The sequence below is a fragment of the Burkholderia sp. BE12 genome (assembly GCF_002959955.1).
Taxonomy (GTDB): domain Bacteria; phylum Pseudomonadota; class Gammaproteobacteria; order Burkholderiales; family Burkholderiaceae; genus Burkholderia.
In genome coordinates, this window is record NZ_PREY01000021.1 from 62,384 (window position 1) to 80,400 (window position 18,017).

The 18,017-nt window shown below is 67.3% G+C and carries 17 protein-coding genes; 11 read left to right on the forward strand and 6 right to left on the reverse strand.

What is annotated here, in order from left to right; genetic code table 11:
* Nucleotides 1-87 precede the first annotated feature (87 nt).
* From queC to C4B30_RS22940, 5 genes are all read left to right on the forward strand, one after another.
* Entirely contained in the window at nt 88-822 is a 735-nt protein-coding gene (queC, locus tag C4B30_RS22920) for a 7-cyano-7-deazaguanine synthase QueC (protein ID WP_027785756.1), read from the forward strand.
* 75 nt (nt 823-897) lie between these two features.
* Nucleotides 898-1,530 carry a 7-carboxy-7-deazaguanine synthase gene (queE, locus tag C4B30_RS22925; protein ID WP_027785755.1) on the forward strand — a complete coding sequence of 211 codons (633 nt, stop codon included), beginning with the start codon at nt 898-900 and terminating at the stop codon, nt 1,528-1,530.
* 18 nt (nt 1,531-1,548) lie between these two features.
* The gene (gene queD / locus C4B30_RS22930; RefSeq protein ID WP_027785754.1) at nt 1,549-2,001 is read left to right on the forward strand and encodes a 6-carboxytetrahydropterin synthase QueD; all 453 of its coding nucleotides are present in this window, start codon (nt 1,549-1,551) and stop codon (nt 1,999-2,001) included.
* Nucleotides 2,002-2,328: 327 nt separating this feature from the next.
* Nucleotides 2,329-3,114 carry an HpcH/HpaI aldolase family protein gene (locus tag C4B30_RS22935; RefSeq protein ID WP_027785753.1) on the forward strand — a complete coding sequence of 262 codons (786 nt, stop codon included), beginning with the start codon at nt 2,329-2,331 and terminating at the stop codon, nt 3,112-3,114.
* On the forward strand, nt 3,111-3,863 hold the full coding sequence (locus C4B30_RS22940; protein WP_027785752.1) for a tetratricopeptide repeat protein: 753 nt from the start codon (nt 3,111-3,113) through the stop codon (nt 3,861-3,863). Before C4B30_RS22935 ends, C4B30_RS22940 begins: the two co-directional genes overlap by 4 nt.
* A 75-nt stretch (nt 3,864-3,938) precedes the next feature.
* Here the strand turns inward: C4B30_RS22940 and rodA are convergent, their stop codons facing one another.
* The 5 genes from rodA to C4B30_RS22965 all read right to left on the reverse strand — a co-directional run bounded on the left by rodA (nt 3,939) and on the right by C4B30_RS22965 (nt 10,191).
* On the reverse strand, nt 3,939-5,087 hold the full coding sequence (gene rodA / locus C4B30_RS22945) for a rod shape-determining protein RodA (RefSeq protein WP_027785751.1): 1,149 nt from the start codon (nt 5,085-5,087) through the stop codon (nt 3,939-3,941).
* 11 nt (nt 5,088-5,098) lie between these two features.
* Entirely contained in the window at nt 5,099-7,369 is a 2,271-nt protein-coding gene (gene mrdA, locus C4B30_RS22950) for a penicillin-binding protein 2 (protein ID WP_027785750.1), read from the reverse strand.
* Nucleotides 7,370-7,470: 101 nt separating this feature from the next.
* Entirely contained in the window at nt 7,471-7,983 is a 513-nt protein-coding gene (mreD, locus tag C4B30_RS22955; protein WP_027785749.1) for a rod shape-determining protein MreD, read from the reverse strand.
* A complete protein-coding gene (gene mreC / locus C4B30_RS22960) occupies nt 7,980-9,020 on the reverse strand; it encodes a rod shape-determining protein MreC (RefSeq protein WP_027785748.1) in 1,041 nt (346 codons plus the stop codon). The genes mreD and mreC overlap by 4 nt, the downstream gene beginning before the upstream one ends.
* A gap of 127 nt (nt 9,021-9,147) precedes the next feature.
* A complete protein-coding gene (locus C4B30_RS22965; RefSeq protein ID WP_004189550.1) occupies nt 9,148-10,191 on the reverse strand; it encodes a rod shape-determining protein in 1,044 nt (347 codons plus the stop codon).
* Between the two features lie 369 nt (nt 10,192-10,560).
* On the opposite strand from C4B30_RS22965, the gene gatC reads away from it, so the two are divergent.
* The 5 genes from gatC to C4B30_RS22990 all read left to right on the forward strand — a co-directional run bounded on the left by gatC (nt 10,561) and on the right by C4B30_RS22990 (nt 15,670).
* Nucleotides 10,561-10,860: an Asp-tRNA(Asn)/Glu-tRNA(Gln) amidotransferase subunit GatC gene (gene gatC / locus C4B30_RS22970; RefSeq protein WP_027785747.1), complete on the forward strand. Its 300-nt coding sequence runs from the start codon at nt 10,561-10,563 to the stop codon at nt 10,858-10,860.
* 69 nt (nt 10,861-10,929) lie between these two features.
* On the forward strand, nt 10,930-12,420 hold the full coding sequence (gene gatA, locus C4B30_RS22975) for an Asp-tRNA(Asn)/Glu-tRNA(Gln) amidotransferase subunit GatA (RefSeq protein WP_027785746.1): 1,491 nt from the start codon (nt 10,930-10,932) through the stop codon (nt 12,418-12,420).
* A gap of 5 nt (nt 12,421-12,425) precedes the next feature.
* The gene (gene gatB / locus C4B30_RS22980) at nt 12,426-13,898 is read left to right on the forward strand and encodes an Asp-tRNA(Asn)/Glu-tRNA(Gln) amidotransferase subunit GatB (protein ID WP_027785745.1); all 1,473 of its coding nucleotides are present in this window, start codon (nt 12,426-12,428) and stop codon (nt 13,896-13,898) included.
* A 117-nt stretch (nt 13,899-14,015) separates the two neighbouring features.
* Entirely contained in the window at nt 14,016-14,855 is an 840-nt protein-coding gene (locus C4B30_RS22985) for a polyphosphate kinase 2 family protein (protein ID WP_027785744.1), read from the forward strand.
* A 41-nt stretch (nt 14,856-14,896) separates the two neighbouring features.
* Nucleotides 14,897-15,670: an exodeoxyribonuclease III gene (locus tag C4B30_RS22990; protein ID WP_027785743.1), complete on the forward strand. Its 774-nt coding sequence runs from the start codon at nt 14,897-14,899 to the stop codon at nt 15,668-15,670.
* A gap of 83 nt (nt 15,671-15,753) precedes the next feature.
* Here C4B30_RS22990 and C4B30_RS22995 read toward each other — a convergent pair whose 3' ends face one another.
* Entirely contained in the window at nt 15,754-16,806 is a 1,053-nt protein-coding gene (locus C4B30_RS22995) for an NAD(P)-dependent alcohol dehydrogenase (protein ID WP_027785742.1), read from the reverse strand.
* A 226-nt stretch (nt 16,807-17,032) separates the two neighbouring features.
* On the opposite strand from C4B30_RS22995, the gene C4B30_RS23000 reads away from it, so the two are divergent.
* The gene (locus C4B30_RS23000; protein WP_027785741.1) at nt 17,033-18,001 is read left to right on the forward strand and encodes an AraC family transcriptional regulator; all 969 of its coding nucleotides are present in this window, start codon (nt 17,033-17,035) and stop codon (nt 17,999-18,001) included.
* Nucleotides 18,002-18,017: the final 16 nt, after the last annotated feature.

An 18,017-nucleotide genomic window follows, 5' to 3' on the forward strand; every position in this document is an offset into this window, starting at 1 on the left:
GGCGCGGGCCGGCCGCGTCGGCCGCCCGGCGGCAGCCGGCCTCGGGGCGCAGTGCGACGCGAGCCTACACATTCACGGAGTATCACGGTGATTCGGACAGACGCTAAAGACGGCGCGCTCGTGTTGTTTTCCGGCGGGCAGGACTCCGCCACGTGCGTGGCCTGGGCCCTCGAACGCTATCAGACGGTCGAGACGCTCGGCTTCGATTACGGCCAGCGCCATCGCGTCGAACTCGAGTGTCGCGATGGCGTGCGCGAAGCGCTGAAGCGCAAGTTTCCCGCGTGGTCGGACCGGCTCGGCGACGATCACATGATCGACCTGTCGGTGCTCGGCGCGATCAGCGATACCGCGATGACGCGCACGATCGAGATCGAGACGACGGCAAACGGCCTGCCGAACACGTTCGTGCCGGGCCGCAACCTGATGTTCATGACGATCGCCGCGGCGATCGCCTATCGCCGCGGGCTGCGCGTGCTGGTCGGCGGGATGTGCGAGACCGATTTTTCGGGCTATCCGGACTGCCGCGACGACACGATGAAGGCGCTGCAGGTCGCGCTGAATCTCGGGATGGACACGCGCATGGTGCTCGAGACGCCGCTGATGTGGCTCGACAAGGCGCAGACCTGGCAGCTCGCCGAACAGCTTGGCGGCGAGGCGCTCGTCGAACTGATCCGGGTCGAGACGCACACGTGCTACGTGGGCGAGCGCGCGGAACTGCACGACTGGGGCTTCGGCTGCGGCGAATGCCCGGCCTGCAAGCTGCGCAAGCGCGGCTACGAGGCCTACCTGAAGGGCGAGCGGGTGACCGAAGCGCCGCTGTGACGCGGCTGCGCGGGCAGCGCTTGATGGACAACGGATTCTGATCGACAACGAGCGGCGCAAGCCGGACGAAGCACGATGACTTACGCGGTCAAGGAAATTTTCTACACGTTGCAGGGCGAGGGCGCGAATGCGGGCCGGCCGGCCGTGTTCTGCCGGTTCGCCGGCTGCAACCTGTGGTCGGGCCGCGAAGAGGATCGTGCGGAGGCCGTGTGCCGCTTCTGCGATACGGACTTCGTCGGCACCGACGGCGAGAACGGCGGCAAGTTCAAGGACGCCGCGGCGCTGGTCGCGACGATCGCCGGCTTGTGGCCGCAGGGCGAAGCGCACCGCTTCGTCGTCTGCACGGGCGGCGAGCCGATGCTGCAGCTCGACCAGCCGCTCGTCGACGCGCTGCATGCGGCAGGCTTCGAGATCGCGATCGAGACCAACGGTTCGCTGCCGGTGCTCGAATCGATCGACTGGATCTGCGTGAGCCCGAAGGCCGATGCGCCGCTCGTCGTCACGAAGGGCAACGAACTGAAGGTCGTCGTTCCGCAGGACAATCAGCGGCTGGCCGACTACGCGCAGCTCGATTTCGAGTATTTTCTCGTGCAGCCGATGGACGGCCCGTCGCGTGACCTCAATACGAAGCTCGCGATCGACTGGTGCAAGCGTCATCCGCAGTGGCGGCTGTCGATGCAGACCCATAAATATCTGAACATTCCCTGAGCCCCGGCTTTTGACATCGTGCTGATTACCCGAAAACTCGAATTCGACGCGGGCCACCGCATTCCCGATCACCGCAGCCAGTGCAGGAATCTGCACGGCCATCGCTACGTGCTCGAAATCACGCTGCGCGGCGATCTCGTCGATACCGAGGGGGCGCCCGACCGCGGCATGGTGATGGATTTCGCCGACGTGAAGGCGCTCGCGGTCGAGCATCTCGTCAGCAAGTGGGACCACGCGTTCCTGGTCTATGCGCGCGACGAGGTCGTGCGCTCGTTCCTCGAGCAGATGGCCGACCACAAGACGGTCGTGCTCGACCGGATCCCGACGGTGGAGAACCTCGCGGCGATCGCGTTCGACCTCCTCGCGAACGTGTACGACGCGCACTACGGCGTGAACCTGCGTCTCGAGCGCGTGCGCCTGTACGAGACGCCGAACTGCTGGGCCGACGTCGAGCGCCAGCCCGGCCGCTGATCCCGCCTTCCCGCGAGGCAGCCCCGCCGTCCGGCGCGGGCTGCCCGTCACTGCAGCCGCCTCGCCTTCCGCGCCGTGCCGGTACGGCTCCCCCGTCCGTTCCCGCATTGAGCACCCCGCCGCGCTATGATCGTCGTGCGGCACCGAAAAACGCTCGTGTGAGCCATTGCGCGGCTCGCGCTGTCAGATCGGCTGGCTCGGTCCGACTCACGTTCTCCGGCGCGCGGTCTGCCGCCGCCGCCATGCTTCGATTGCCCGGCGGCGTGCGTTTCGCTTCGCCTGTTGCTTGTCCCGTTCGATTGCCGTTCCGCTCCGGAGGCCGTATCGATGAGCACGCTCACCAATTCCCTCAAACAACGCCTGCGCGACGGTGACGAGCCGCTGTACGGCCTGTGGCTGTCGCTCGGCAGCGACTCGGCCGCGGAAGCGCTCGCGCATGCCGGTTACGACTGGCTCTGCATCGACATGGAGCATGCGCCGAACGACAGTCGCGACGTGGCGTCGCAACTGCGCGCGATCGCCGCGGCGCACCTGCCGAGCGAGCCGGTCGTGCGCGTGCCGGCGCGGGAGCCGTGGCTCGTGAAGCGCGCGCTCGACGCCGGCGCGCGCACGCTGATGTTCCCGTGTATCGAGACGCCCGACGACGCCGCGCACGCAGTGCGGCTCACGCGCTTCCCGTCGCCCGAATCGCCCGACGGGCTGCGCGGGGTGGCCGGCATGGTGCGCGCGGCGGCGTTCGGCATGCGCCGCGACTACCTGCAGACGGCGAATGCGCAAGTCGCGGTGATCGTGCAGGTCGAATCGGCGCGCGGCGTCGACGAAGTCGAGCGGATCGCGGCGACGCCTGGCGTCGATTGCCTGTTCGTCGGCCCGGCCGATCTCGCGGCGAGCCTCGGACATCTTGGCGATATCCGCCACCCGGACGTCGAAATCGCGATGGCGCGCGTGCTCGCGGCCGGCAAGCAGGCCGGCGTCGCGGTCGGCATCTTCGCCGGCGACACGGCGGCCGCGCGCCAGTATCGCGAGGCCGGCTACCGGATGATCACGGTGTCGGCCGACGTGAGCTGGCTGTTGCGCGCGACGCGGCAGGCGTTGCAGGAGGTACGGTCATGAACGGCGCAGACGGTGCGTGCCGCAGGCGCGCGCGGATCGGGGCGATGGTCGGCCTGTGGGCCGTGTGTGCGTCGGCGGCCGCGCAGGGTGCGCCGCAAGCGAAGCCCGATCCGTCGCACGAGACGCAATCGGCGGTCGCCGACTACAACGCCGGCGACTATCGCGCGGCGCTGGTGCAATTCCACGATGCGGCCGAGCGCGGCGATCGCCTCGCGCAGTTCAACTACGCGATGATGCTGCTGACGGGTGAAGGCGTGACGGCGAACGTCGATGAAGGGTTGCGCTGGCTGAAGCGCGCGGCGGACGCGAACATGTCGCATGCGCAGTACGTCTACGGCCGGATGTTCGACGACGGCGAGTTCGTCGCGCGCAACCCGGCCGAAGCGCATCGCTGGTTCCTGCGGGCCGCGAAGCAGGGGCACGTGCAGGCCGAGCTGTCGCTCGCGAACCAGTTCCTCGACGGGCGCGGCACGCCGCGCGACAACCGGCAGGCGTTCGCGTGGTACAAGCAGGCTGCCGACGCGGGCGAGCCCATCGCGCAGTACGTGACCGCCTCGTTCTACGAACGCGGCGGCGACGGCGTCGCGCAGAACCTGAACATCGCGCGCGCGTATTACGCGGCGGCGGCCGCGCAGGGCGACGAGACGGCCGGGCTGAAATTCAAGGAGTTGAGCGCGCGGCTGAAGGCGCCGATGCCGGCATCGGGCGCCGGCGCGGAGCAAGGCAAGCCGCACGCGCCGACGCAGTAAGCGGCCGTATTCGGCTTCCCCAATGAAAAACGGCGCCGGGCGCCGTTTTCGTGTGCCGTGGTGCGGGCCGCGCGCTCAGCTCTTCATCAGCCGCCGCTGCCGCCCGACGCTCATGATCATCCCGATCGCGATGCCGAGCGTCGTGAGCGCGGTGCCGCCGTAACTCATGAACGGCAGCGGCACGCCGACGACCGGCAGCACGCCGCTCACCATCCCGATGTTGACGAACGCGTAGACGAAGAACGCGAGCGTGAGCGAGCCCGCGAGCAGCCGGCCGAACAGCGTCGCGCCCTGCGCGGCGATGTAGAGCCCGCGCGCGATCAGCGCCATGTACAGCGTCAGCAGCACGAGGCCGCCGGCGAGCCCCCATTCCTCCGAGAACACCGCGAAGATGAAGTCGGTGTGTTTCTCCGGAATGAATTCGAGGTGCGCCTGCGTGCCTTTCAGATAGCCCTTGCCGAGCACGCCGCCCGAGCCGATCGCGATCACGGCCTGGATCGTGTGGAAGCCCTTGCCGAGCGGGTCGGACGTCGGGTCGAGCAGCGTGCACACGCGGTGCTTCTGGTAATCGTGCATCAGCGGCCACTGCACTTCGGGCTGGCAGATGCGCTCTTCGAACACGGCGATCGAGCCGACCGCGATCACGCCCGCGACGAGCACCGGCACGATCAGCTTGAACGACAGCCCGGCGAGATAGATCACGAAGAAGCCGGCCGCGAACACGAGCAGGCCCGTGCCGAGGTCGGGCTGCTTCGCGATCAGCCCGACCGGCACCAGCAGGATCCCGAACGCGGCGACGAAGTCGTACCAGCGCAGGCCGCCTTCGCGGCGCTGGTAGTACCACGCGAGCATCAGCGGCGTCGCGATCTTGAGGATCTCGGACGGCTGGATCACGACGCCGACGTTCAGCCAGCGCTTCGCCCCCTTCTTGGTCATCCCGAACAGCGCGACCGCGACCAGCAACGCGACCCCGAACGTGTAGAGCGGGACCGCGAAGCGCATCAGCGTGGTCGGCGGGATGTTGGCGATCACCCACATCAGCACGAACGTCAGCAGGATGTTGCGCAGTTGATCCTCGACACGGCCCGGCATGTCGATCGCCGCGCTGTACAGCGTGACGATGCCGACGCACAGCAGCAGGAACACGATGAGGGCGAGCGGACGGTCGAAGCCCGCGAACATCTGCTTGATCTTGTCGAGCCAGGCGCGCTTGTCGAATTGCATGCCTTTCTCCGTTAATGAGCGGTGCCGGCGTCCGCCGCTTTCGCGGGGGCCGTCGCACGGTGGTTGTCGTCCCGCGGCGTGGCGACGAGCGGCTGCGCGTCGCTGGCGGTCCGGCGCGGCCGGTGCGGGCGCCGCATCGGCGGCAGGCTCGCGGCCATCGGCGCCGCGGCGCTCGCGTCGGCTGGCGCCGTGGCGCTGGCGCCGGCCGCAGCCGACGCAGTCGATGCCGCCTCGGCCGCGCTGGCCGCCGACGGCACGACCGGCTGCGGCAGCGCGGTGAAGCCGGCCGCGACGGCGGCGGGCTTCGAGGTGTCGCCCACCACGGGCGCGCTCGCCGGCTCGGTGGCCGACGCCGCGGCGGCCACGGCCGCGGCCTGGTTTTTCGGGTTCTGGCGCTCGACCAGATAGTAGTCGAGCACGCGACGCGCGATCGGGCCGGCGGCCTGAGCGCCCCAGCCGCCGTTTTCGACGACCAGCGCGACGGCGATCTGCGGGTGGTCGACCGGCGCGTACGCGATGAACAGCGCGTGGTCGCGCAGGTGCTCGGCGAGCAGGTGGCCCTTGTAGTTCGAGCCCTGCAGCGAGAACACCTGCGCGGTGCCGGTCTTGCCGGCGGCGAGGTACGGTGCGCCGCGGAACACCTTGTACGCGGTGCCGGACGGGTTCTCGATCACGTTCTCCATCCCGCGCTTCACGACGTCGATGTCGGCCGCCTTCAGCGGGATCACCTCGCTTTCCTTCGGCACGGTCAGGTGGCGCGCGCGCGAGATCGGATCCTCGACTTCCTTCACGAGGTGAGGCTTCATCACGACGCCGTTGTTCGCGAGCGTCGCGGTCGCGTGCGCGAGCTGCAGGATCGTGAACGAGTTGTAGCCCTGGCCGATCCCGAGACTGATCGTCTCGCCGTCGAACCACTTCTGCTGCGCGGCCTTCTTGAACGCCTTCTTCTTCCAGTCGGTCGACGGCAGGATCCCGCGCGCCTCGCCCTGGATGTCGATGCCGGTGATCTGGCCGAAGCCGAACGGCTTCATGAAGTTCGCGATCGCGTTCACGCCGAGATCGCGCGCGAGCATGTAGAAGTAGGTGTCGTTCGACACCATGATCGCCTTGTTCATGTCGACCCAGCCCTGGCCCGAGCGCACGTCGTTGCGGAACGTGTGGCCGCCGAACGTGAAGTAGCCGGGATCCTGGAAGCCCCAGCCCGGCGTGCGCTTGCCGAGCGTCAGGCCGGCGAGCGCCATGAACGGCTTGTACGTCGAGCCGGGCGGGTAGGTGCCGTGCAACGGGCGGTTCAGCAGCGGCTTGTCGGGCGAGTTGTTCAGCTCGTCCCAGGTCTGCTGGTCGATGCCGTCGACGAACGAATTCGGGTCGAAGCTCGGCGACGACACGAACGCGAGCACGTCGCCCGTCTTCGGCTCGATCGCGACGAGCGCGCCGCGCTTGCCGGCGAACGCCTGCTCGGCCACCTGCTGCAGCCCGATGTCGAGCGACAGCACGAGGTTGTTGCCGGGCGTTGCCTGCGTGCGCGACAGCGTGCGTACCGGCCGGCCGCCGGCCGTCACCTCGACTTCCTCGAAGCCGGTCAGCCCGTGCAGCTCGGCTTCGTAGCTCTGCTCGACGCCGATCTTGCCGATGTAGTCGGTGCCCTTGTAGTTGTTCGCGTCGCGGCGCGGATCGTAGTGCTCCTGGTCGCTGTCGTTGTCGTCGCTCATCGCGTCGATGCGATCCTGGTCGCGCTTCGAGATCCGGCCGATGTAGCCGATCACGTGCGCGGCCGTCATGCCGAGCGGGTACTGGCGGAACAGCCGCGCGCGCACGTCGACGCCGGGGAACCGGAAACGCTGCGCGGTGAAGCGCGCGACTTCGGCGTCGGTGAGCCGCGTGCGGATCGGCAGGCTCTCGAAGTTCTTCGAGTCTTCCTGCAGCTTCTTGAAGCGGCGGCGGTCGCGTGCGTCGATCGGGATGATCTCGGACAGCTTGTCGATCGTGTTGTCGAGCGTGTCGTCGAGCTTCGACGGCGTGATCTCGAGCGTGTACGCCGAGTAGTTCTTCGCGAGGATCACGCCGTTGCGATCGGTGATGATCCCGCGGTTCGGCACGATCGGCGCGACCGAGATGCGGTTTTCCTCGGCCTGCAGCGCGTATTTGCCGTGCTGCATCAGCTGCAGATAGAAGAAGCGGCTCGCGAGCAGCCCGAAGCAGACGAACACGAACACGCCCGCCGCCGCGACGCGCAGGCGGAACCTCGAGAGCTGCTGTTGGGTGTCGTTGAATTCGGTCATTTAAGGGCAATCTGGCCCGCGCGCGGGCGCGGGCGAGGTGCCGCCCCGGAGCGCGGCGCGCGGCGGGCGTGGGGGCGGCGGGTATTCAAGGTCGGTCCGGCTCAGATCGGGCGCGTATCGTCCGGGTCCACCGGGCGGCGTTGCGGCATCAGCAGCAGATGGCTCGCGATTGGCCACAGCGCGGCTTCGACGAAACCGTCGACCAGATAGCGCCAGCCGGGGAACGCGGCGCCCATCAGCAGGCGGATCACGAACGGCACGAGCTGCGCGCCGACCAGCAGCGGCGTGACGTACAGCACCTGCACGCCGATCGGCATCCACAGCACGCGGCGATGGATCGTGATCGCGCCGTACGACAGCAGCGTATAGGCGAGCGCGTGCTCGCCGAGCAGCCCCGCATCGTGCACGTCCATCAGGATGCCGAGCGCGAACGCGACGCCCATCCCGACCTTGCGCGGCTGGTGGATGTTCCAGAACAGCAGCACGAGCGCGACGAAGTCGGGCACGCCGGGCAGGCGGCCCCACGGCATCAGGTTCAGCAGGAATGCGGCGGCGAGGCTGAAGACGATGAAGTACGGATTGACCGGCTGCAGGATGTATTGCGGGCGGTTCATCGCTGGGCTCCTGATTGCCCGGCGACGGGCTTGGCCGGCGCGGCGGGGGCAGCCGGCGCCGGCTTCGCAGCGGCGGGCTGGGTCGCGGCGGCCGGTTTCGCGTTCGCGTCGGCTTTCTCGGCCTTCGCGGCGGCTTTCGCGCCCTTCTTGCCCTTCGCGTTCTTGTCGGCGGCGGGATCGGGCTCGGCCGGGCGCGGCGGGATGTCGTTCCGGTAATGCAGCACGAGCATCTGGCGCGCGCCGCGCACGGCCGCGACCGGTGCGCAGGTCACGCGGGCGAATGCGGTATCGGCGAGCTTGTCGACGCGCACGACCTTCGCGACCGGCAGGCCGGGCGGATAGACGCCGTCGAGGCCGCTCGTGATGAGCTCGTCGCCGGCGACGAGATCCGCGCTCGTCGGCACGAAGCGCAGGTCGAGCGAATCGCCCTTCGGCGTGCCGTAGATCACGCTGCGCAGGCCGGTGCGCAGCACCTGCACGGGAATCGCGAGATCGCGGTCGGTGACCAGCGTGACTTCGGATTGCAGCGGGAACACGCGCGTGACCTGGCCGATCACGCCGTCCTCGCTGACGACGGGCGAGCCGTCCTGGATGCCTTGCTGCGAGCCTTGCCCGACCACGATCTTCTGCGTGAACGGATCGCTCGTGTCGTACTGGATCTCGACCGGCGTCGATTGCGTTGCGATGTGCTGGCGCAGCTCGAGCACCGCGCGCAGGTGCGCGTTTTCCTGTGTGAGCACGGCGGCCTGGTTGGCCTGCGTGGACAGCTGCAGGTTGCGCTTGCGCAGGTCGTCGTTCTCGTGGCGCAGCGACGCGCCGGTGACGGCGATGTCGGCCGCGCCCATGAACAGGTCGCGCGGGACGAGCGCCGCGCGTTGCAGCGGGTAGAGCACGGTGCCGAGCACGCCGCGCACGATTTCGAGCGTGCTGAAGCGCGCGTCCGACACGAGGAGCGCGATGGCGAGGGCGACGAAGAAGATGAGCCGCGCGAGCGCGGGCGGACCTTGCTTGAAGAGGGGCGGCGGACTGTATTCCATGGTCGGCGCCGGGCGCGTGTGATCGGTTAAATAATGCTCAGACGCGCAAACGGCGCGGCGGTTCGTTCTGAACGAGCGATCCGGCCACGCCGCGGGTGCGTCATATCAAACGGGACTGCTTAGGCGATCACTCGTACGAGAAGATGCTGCCCAGCTTGTCCATGCGCTCGAGCGCCATGCCCGAACCGCGCACGACACAGGTCAGCGGATCTTCCGCGACGAGCACCGGCAGGCCGGTTTCTTCCGCGAGCAGGCGGTCGAGGTCGCGCAGCAGCGCGCCGCCGCCCGTCAGCATCATCCCGCGTTCGGCGATGTCGGCGCCGAGTTCCGGCGGCGTCTGTTCGAGCGCGATCTTCACCGACGACACGATCTGGTTCAGCGGATCGGTCAGCGCTTCGAGAATTTCGTTGCTGGAGATCGTGAAGCTGCGCGGGATGCCTTCCGACAGGTTGCGGCCCTTGACTTCCATTTCCTTGACTTCGGAGCCCGGGAACGCGGAGCCGATTTCCTTCTTGATCGCCTCGGCGGTTTGCTCGCCGATCAGCATCCCGTAGTTGCGGCGGATGTAGTTGACGATCGCCTCGTCGAACTTGTCGCCGCCGACGCGCACCGAGCCTTTGTAGACGATGCCGCCGAGCGAGATCACGCCGACTTCGGTCGTGCCGCCGCCGATGTCGACGACCATCGAGCCGGTGGCTTCCGACACCGGCAGCCCCGCGCCGATCGCGGCCGCCATCGGCTCCTCGATCAGGTAGACCTGCGACGCGCCGGCGCCATGCGCCGCTTCCTTGATCGCGCGGCGCTCGACCTGGGTCGAGCCGCACGGCACGCAGATGATGATGCGCGGCGACGGCGAGAACATGCGCGACTCGTGGGCCGTCTTGATGAACTGCTTGATCATCTGCTCGGTGACGGTGAAGTCGGCGATCACGCCGTCCTTCATCGGGCGGATCGCCTCGATGTTGCCCGGCACCTTGCCGAGCATCTGCTTGGCTTCCTTGCCGACCGCCTGGATCGTCTTCTTGCCGTTGGGGCCGCCTTCCTGGCGGATCGACACGACGGACGGCTCATCGAGCACGATGCCCTTGCCGCGCATGTAGATCAGGGTGTTTGCGGTGCCGAGGTCGATCGCGAGATCGTTGGAGAAGTAGCTGCGCAAAAAACCGAACATTCAGAATCCTGTTTCGCTCTGAGCCGGCCCTGTGTAGCGAGGAGCGCTGAGGGCGGCAGCGGAAAAAATAACAGCCTCGGGAAGCGTGGCGGAAGCGGCCGCCGCGGCGCACGAAGCTGCGAGTGATGTCTACCGGGGATCGCACGAAGCACGCACGGCTTGCCGAAGTGGGCGAAACGGTGCGGGAAAAGGCTGCCGGGTTTGGGTCGAACGCGTAATGATACCTTATAATTTCACGGTATTTGAATCGAAACGGGCGGTATTTTTGCCGCTTCGGCCCCGATTTTTGAGGGTGGGATCGCACCCTCCAACCCCCCGCCGCAGTGCTGCTTTCGATGCACTGCGCAGCCTTGTTTTTCCGGTGATCGCATGGCCCTGACCCTGACCGATGTGAAACGCATCGCGCACCTCGCGCGACTCGAAATGGCCGACGCCGACGCCGAGCACATGCTCGGCCAGCTCAATGAATTCTTCGGCCTCGTCGAACGGATGCAGGCGGTCGACACCGCCGGCATCGCGCCGCTTGCCCACCCGATCGAACAGATCCAGGAAGTCGCGCAGCGCCTGCGCGACGACGCCGTGACGGAAGTCGTCGATCGCGACGACAACCAGCGTCCGGCGCCGGCCGTCCAGGACGGCCTCTATCTCGTGCCGAAGGTGATCGAGTAAGCGTTCGATGAAAAGCGCGCCGGCCGGCCAGCGCCGCGCGCCACCCAGAATTCCCAGGAAAACCACTCAATGCACGCAAAAAGCCTGACCGAACTGCGCGCCGCGCTCGCCGCCAAGGAATGCTCGGCCGTCGAGCTCGCGCAGCTCTATCTGAAACGGATCGACGCCGCGCGCGACCTGAACGCGTTCGTCCATGTCGACGCCGACCTCACCCTCGCGCAGGCGAAAGCCGCCGACGCCGATCTCGCGCGCGGCGCGGGCGGCGCGTTGACCGGCCTGCCGATCGCGCACAAGGATGTGTTCGTCACGCGCGGCTGGCGCTCGACCGCCGGCTCGAAGATGCTCGCGAATTACGAGAGCCCGTTCGACGCGACCGTGGTCGCCCGCCTGCAGGCGGCCGGCATGGTCACGCTCGGCAAGACCAACATGGACGAGTTCGCGATGGGCTCGTCGAACGAGAATTCCGCGTTCGGCGCGGTGAAGAACCCGTGGGACACGAACGCGGTGCCGGGCGGCAGCTCGGGCGGCAGCTCGGCCGCCGTCGCCGCGCGCCTCGCGCCGGCCGCGACCGGCACCGACACCGGCGGCTCGATCCGCCAGCCCGCGTCGTTCGCGGGCGTGACCGGCATCAAGCCGACCTACGGCCGCGTGTCGCGCTACGGGATGATCGCGTTCGCGTCGTCGCTCGACCAGGGCGGCCCGATGGCGCAGAGCGCGTCCGACTGCGCGCTGCTGCTGAACGCGATGGCCGGTTTCGACGAGCGCGACTCGACGAGCCTCGAGCGCGACGACGAGGATTTCACGCGCCACCTCGGCCAGCCGTGGGCGGCCGGCAACGATGCGGCCAAGCCGCTCGCCGGCCTGCGCATCGGCTTGCCGAACGAGTATTTCGGCGAGGGCCTCGCAGACGACGTGCGCGCGACGATCGACGCGGCGCTCAAGCAATACGAAGCGCTCGGCGCGACCCTCGTGCCCGTGTCGCTGCCGAAGACGGAACTGTCGATCCCCGTGTACTACGTGATCGCGCCGGCCGAGGCATCGTCGAACCTGTCGCGTTTCGACGGCGTGCGCTTCGGCCACCGCGCCGCGCAGTACGGCGATCTGCTCGACATGTACAAGAAGTCGCGCGCCGAAGGCTTCGGCCCCGAGGTGAAGCGCCGGATTCTGGTCGGCGCGTACGTGCTGTCGCACGGCTACTACGACGCGTATTACCTGCAGGCGCAGAAGATCCGCCGCATCATCGCCAACGATTTCCAGGAAGCGTTCAAGTCCTGCGACGTGATCATGGGCCCGGCATCGCCGACGGTCGCATGGGATCTCGGCGCGAAGGGCGACGATCCGGTGCAGATGTATCTCGCGGATATCTACACGCTGTCGGTGAGCCTCGCCGGTCTGCCCGGCATGAGCGTGCCGTGCGGCTTCGGCGCGGGCGCGAACGCGAAGCGCCCGGTCGGTCTGCAGATCATCGGCAACTATTTCAACGAAGCCCGGATGCTGCAGGTCGCCGACGCGTTCCAGCGCGCGACCGACTGGCACAAGCAAGTACCGGCAGGAGTGTAAGCACCATGACTCAATGGGAAGTCGTTATCGGTCTCGAAACGCACGCGCAACTGTCGACCGTCTCGAAGATTTTCTCGGGCGCATCGACGCAGTTCGGCGCCGACCCGAACACGCAGGCGTGCCCGGTCGACCTGGCGCTGCCGGGCGTGCTGCCGGTGCTGAACCGCGGCGCGGTCGAGCGGGCGATCCGCTTCGGCCTCGCGATCGGCTCGACCATCGCGCCGCGCAGCATCTTCGCGCGCAAGAATTATTTCTACCCCGATCTGCCGAAGGGCTATCAGATCAGCCAGTACGAGATTCCGGTCGTGCAGGGCGGCCGGATCACGATCCAGGTGCCCGCCAACGAGAAGGCCGGCAAGGCCGCGTACGAGAAGACGGTCAACCTCACCCGTGCGCACCTCGAGGAAGACGCGGGCAAGTCGCTGCATGAAGACTTCGCCGGGATGACCGGGATCGACCTGAACCGCGCGGGCACGCCGCTGCTCGAGATCGTCACCGAGCCGGAAATGCGCAGCGCGGCCGAGGCCGTCGCATACGCGAAGGCGCTGCACGGGCTCGTCGTGTGGCTCGGCATCTGCGACGGCAACATGCAGGAAGGCTCGTTCCGCTGCGATGCGAACGTGTCGGTGCGCCCGGTCGGCCAGGAGAAGTTCGGCACGCGCGCGGAAATCAAGAACCTGAACTCGTTCAGGTTCCTCGAGGAAGCGATCAACTACGAAGTGCGCCGCCAGATCGAACTGATCGAGGACGGCGGCGAAGTCGTGCAGGAAACGCGCCTGTACGATCCGGACAAGCGCGAGACGCGTTCGATGCGCAGCAAGGAAGACGCGCACGATTACCGCTACTTCCCCGATCCCGACCTGATGCCGCTCGTGATCGGCCGGGACTGGGTCGAGCGCGTGCAGTCCGGCATGCCGGAGCTGCCGGCGGCGATGCAGCAGCGCTTCGTCGACGAGTACGGCGTGTCCGCGTACGACGCGGGCGTGCTGACGTCGAGTAAGGCGATGGCCGCGTACTTCGAAGCGGTGGTCGCGAAGGCCGGCGCGGCGAACGCGAAGATCGTCGCGAACTGGCTGATGGGCGACGTGTCGTCGCAACTGAACCGCGACGGCATCGAGATCGATGCGATTCCGGTGTCGGCCGCGCAGCTCGCGCTGTTGCTGCAGCGCATCGCCGACGGCACGATCTCGAACAAGATCGCGAAGGAAATCTTCGCCACGATCTGGGACGAGAAGGCGGACGACGAAGCCGCGGCCGACCGCATCATCGACGCGAAGGGGCTCAAGCAGATCTCCGACACCGGCGCGCTGGAAGCGATCATCGACGAGGTGCTCGCGGCGAACGCGAAGTCGGTCGAGGAGTTCCGCGCGGGCAAGGAAAAGGCGTTCAACGCGCTGATCGGCCAGGCGATGAAGGCGACGAAGGGCAAGGCCAATCCGCAGCAGGTCAACGAACTGCTGAAGAAGAAGCTCGGCTGAGCATGCGCGCGCGCCTGAACCGCGCTTGACGACGGGCCGCTCCGAACCAGTTCGGGGCGGCCCGTTGCGTTTGGTGGATGCGGTATCGTATGCACCACACCGCCCAAGGAGGAACGAATGGCGAAACAACCGTCGCTCGACGATTTCCGCGTGCCCTACAGCACGCGCGAGAAGGAAGCCGCCGCATTCAAGCTCGATGCGTTCGACCCGGCCGCGAAGCCGTTTTCGTCCGGCTCGAAGGAGGCCGACCGCGAACGGCTGTCGGTCGTCTCGACCGAGCTCGACGTGCAGCAGGAGCGCCTGCACACGCAGCAGAAGAAGCGCGTGCTGCTCGTGCTGCAGGGGATGGACACGAGCGGCAAGGACGGCACCGTGCGCGCGGTGTTTCGCGAGGTCGATCCGCTCGGCCTGCGCATCGTGCCGTTCAAGGCGCCGACGCCGATCGAGGCCGCGCACGACTTTCTGTGGCGCGTGCATGCGCAGGTGCCGGCGGCGGGCGAACTCGCGATCTTTAACCGCAGCCACTACGAAGACGTCCTCGTGCCGCGCGTGCTCGGCGCGATCGGCGACAAGGAGTGCGAGCGCCGCTACCGGCAGATCCGCGATTTCGAGACGATGCTGTTCGAGAACGGCACGACCATCGTCAAGTGCTTCCTGCACATCTCGAAGGACGAGCAGCGCGCGCGGCTGCAGGCGCGCATCGACGACCCGACCAAGCACTGGAAATTCGACATCTCCGATCTCGACGCGCGCAAGCACTGGGATGCCTACCAGTCCGCGTACCGCGAAGCGCTCGCCGCGACGTCGGCCGAGCACGCGCCGTGGTACGTGATCCCGGCGAATTCGAAGACGCACCGCAACGTGATGATCGCCGAGCTGCTGCTGCGCACGATGACCGACATGAAGCTGGAATTCCCGCCGCCGAAGCCCGAGCTCGAAGGCGTGAAGATCCGCTAAGCTGCCACCCTGTAAAAACATCGAACTGAACGGAACCCGACATGATGCGAGTGATCACCGCCAACCTGAACGGCATCCGCTCCGCCGCGAAGAAGGGCTTCTTCGACTGGCTCGGCGAGCAGAACGCCGATTGCGTGTGCGTGCAGGAAATCAAGGTATCGGCCGACGACCTGCCGGCCGAATTCGTCGAGCCGCACGGCTTCAAGAGCTATTTCCACCACGCCGAGAAGAAGGGTTACAGCGGCGCGGGCGTGTACAGCCGCCGCGAGCCCGATGACGTGATTATCGGCTTCGGCAGCAGCGAATTCGATGCCGAAGGGCGCTACGTCGAGGCGCGCTACGGCAAGCTGTCGGTCGTGTCGGTGTACGTGCCGTCCGGATCGAGCGGCGAAGAGCGCCAGCAGGCGAAGTACCGCTTCATGGCCGAATTCATGCCGCACCTCGCCGCGCTGAAGAAGAAGCGAGAGGTGATCCTGTGCGGCGACGTGAACATCGTCCACAAGGAAATCGACATCAAGAACTGGAAGAGCAACCAGAAGAACTCGGGCTGCCTGCCGGAAGAGCGCGAGTGGCTCACGAAGCTGTTCGACGACGTCGGCTACGTCGACGTGTTCCGCACGCTCGACCCGCGCCCCGAGCAGTACACGTGGTGGAGCAACCGCGGCCAGGCGTACGCGAAGAACGTCGGGTGGCGGATCGATTACCAGATCGCGACCCCGGGTGTGGCCGGCACCGCGAAAAGCACGTCGATCTTCAAGGACATCAAGTTCAGCGATCACGCGCCGCTGACGATCGACTACGACTACCAGAAGTGATTCCTGGGCTACGCGGTGCGCGTAGCCGCCGAATGCAGAACGGGCCGCATGTCGAACATGCGGCCCGTTGCGTTTGACGCGGCTTACTGCTTGATCGACGCCATGTCGATCACGAACCGGTACTTAACGTCGCTCTTCAGCATCCGCTCGTAGGCCGTGTTGATCTGCTGCATCGGAATCGTCTCGATATCGGAGGTGATCCCGTGCTCCGCGCAGAAGTCGAGCATTTCCTGCGTTTCCGCGATCCCGCCGATCAGCGAACCCGCGAGGCGGCGGCGCTTGAAGATCAGGTTGAACACCTGCGGCGACGGATGATCGTGCTCCGGCGCACCGACGAGCGTCATCGTCCCGTCGCGCTTCAGCAGGTTCAGGAACGGATTCAGGTCGTGCTGCGCGGCGACCGTGTTCAGGATGAAGTCGAAGCTGTTCAGGTGCGCGTTCATCTGCGCTTCGTCCTTCGAGATCACCACTTCGTGCGCGCCGAGCCGCTTGCCGTCCTCGATCTTCGACGGCGACGTCGTGAACAGCACGACGTGCGCGCCCATCGCGCGCGCGAGCTTCACGCCCATGTGGCCGAGGCCGCCGAGGCCGACGATCCCGACCTTCTTGCCCGGGCCGACGTTCCACTGGCGCAGCGGCGAATAGGTCGTGATCCCCGCGCACAGCAGAGGCGCGGCGCCGGCCGGGTCGAGCGTGTCCGGCACGCGCAGCACGAACGCCTCGTCGACGACGAGCTGCGTCGAATAGCCGCCGTACGTGATGTCGCCGGTCACGCGATCCTGACCGTTGTAGGTGCCGACGAAGCCGTTCTCGCAATACTGTTCGAGACCTTCCGCGCAGCTCGCGCAGGTGCGGCACGAATCGACGAGGCAGCCGACGCCGACCAGCTCGCCGACCTTGAAGCGCGACACTTGCGGGCCGGTCGCGGTCACGCGGCCGACGATTTCATGGCCGGGCACGACCGGATAGATCGTGTTGCGCCATTCGTTGCGCGCCTGGTGAAGATCCGAGTGGCAGACGCCGCAGTAGAGGACGTCGATCTGGACGTCGAGGTCGCGCAGCGCGCGACGCTGGAATTCGAACGGGGCGAGCGGCGACTGCGAATCGGTCGCTGCGTAGGCATAGGTTGTGCTCATGCAATGGCTCCTTGTCCGGAAAACATCCGGCGAAACAGACTGCCGCCGCACCATGTGGCGATGCGGCGAGACAGGTGCCTATCGTAAGGAGCGCACCGCCGCGGCGAAATACCCGAAGGTCTGGAAGATTTGCCTATTCCTCTCGAATTGCCCGCGAACAGCCGTCAAAATACGTTCACGGTGCTACATTGCGAGCCAGATTCTCTTGCCGGACAGGACCATGCCGATGAGCTTCCAGCCCCTTTTGGCCGACGCGGCCGAGCGCGTGCGGCGCCGCATGATCGAACTGCATACGCGCCTCGCGCCGAACGAGGGCGACACGCTCGCGGCGCTCGACGGCGTGCGCTTCATCCGCGTGACTCATCCCGCGCCGCGCATGCCCGTTCTGTACGAGCCGAGCATCATCGTCGTGTGCCAGGGGCGCAAGCTCGGCTATCTGGGCGATCGTTCGTTCGTGTACGACGCGCAGCAATACCTGGTGCTGTCGGTGCCGCTGCCGTTCGAGTGCGAGACGTTCGCGAGCATGGAGGAGCCGTTTCTCGCGATCTCGATCCGCGTCGATCTCGCGGTGATCGCCGAACTCGCGATCCTGCTCGACGAGACGCTCGGCGCGGCCGTCAGCGAGCCGCTCGGCATCTATTCGACCCCGCTCGACGCGCCGCTGGCCGACGCGGTCGTGCGGCTGCTCGAGGCGCTCGCCTCGCCGCACGACACGCGCGTGCTGGGGCCGGCGATCATGCGCGAGATCGCGTATCGCGTGCTGACCGGCGAGCAGGGCGACGCGATGCGCGCGGCGCTCGTGCAGCAGCATCATTTCGGTCGCATCGCGAAGGCGTTGCGGCGCATTCATGCGGAGCTGAAGGCCGATCTCGACGTCGAGACGCTCGCGCGCGAAGCCGGGATGAGCCTCGCGGTGTTCCACGCGCAGTTCAAGCACGTGACGGCGACGTCGCCGATGCAGTACGTGAAGACCGCGCGGCTGCATCAGGCGCGGCTGATGATGGTGCGCGACGGAGTGGGTGCCGGCACGGCGGCCGCGCGGGTCGGCTATGCGAGCGCGTCGCAGTTCAGCCGCGAATTCAAGCGGCTGTTCGGCCGCAGCCCGGGTGACGAACTGCGCTGGATGCGCGAGAGCGGCAGCCGTGCGGCGGGCGCGGCGTCGGCCAAGCCGGCCGCGGCCAACGCCGGCGCATGAAACGATCGGCTTCGCG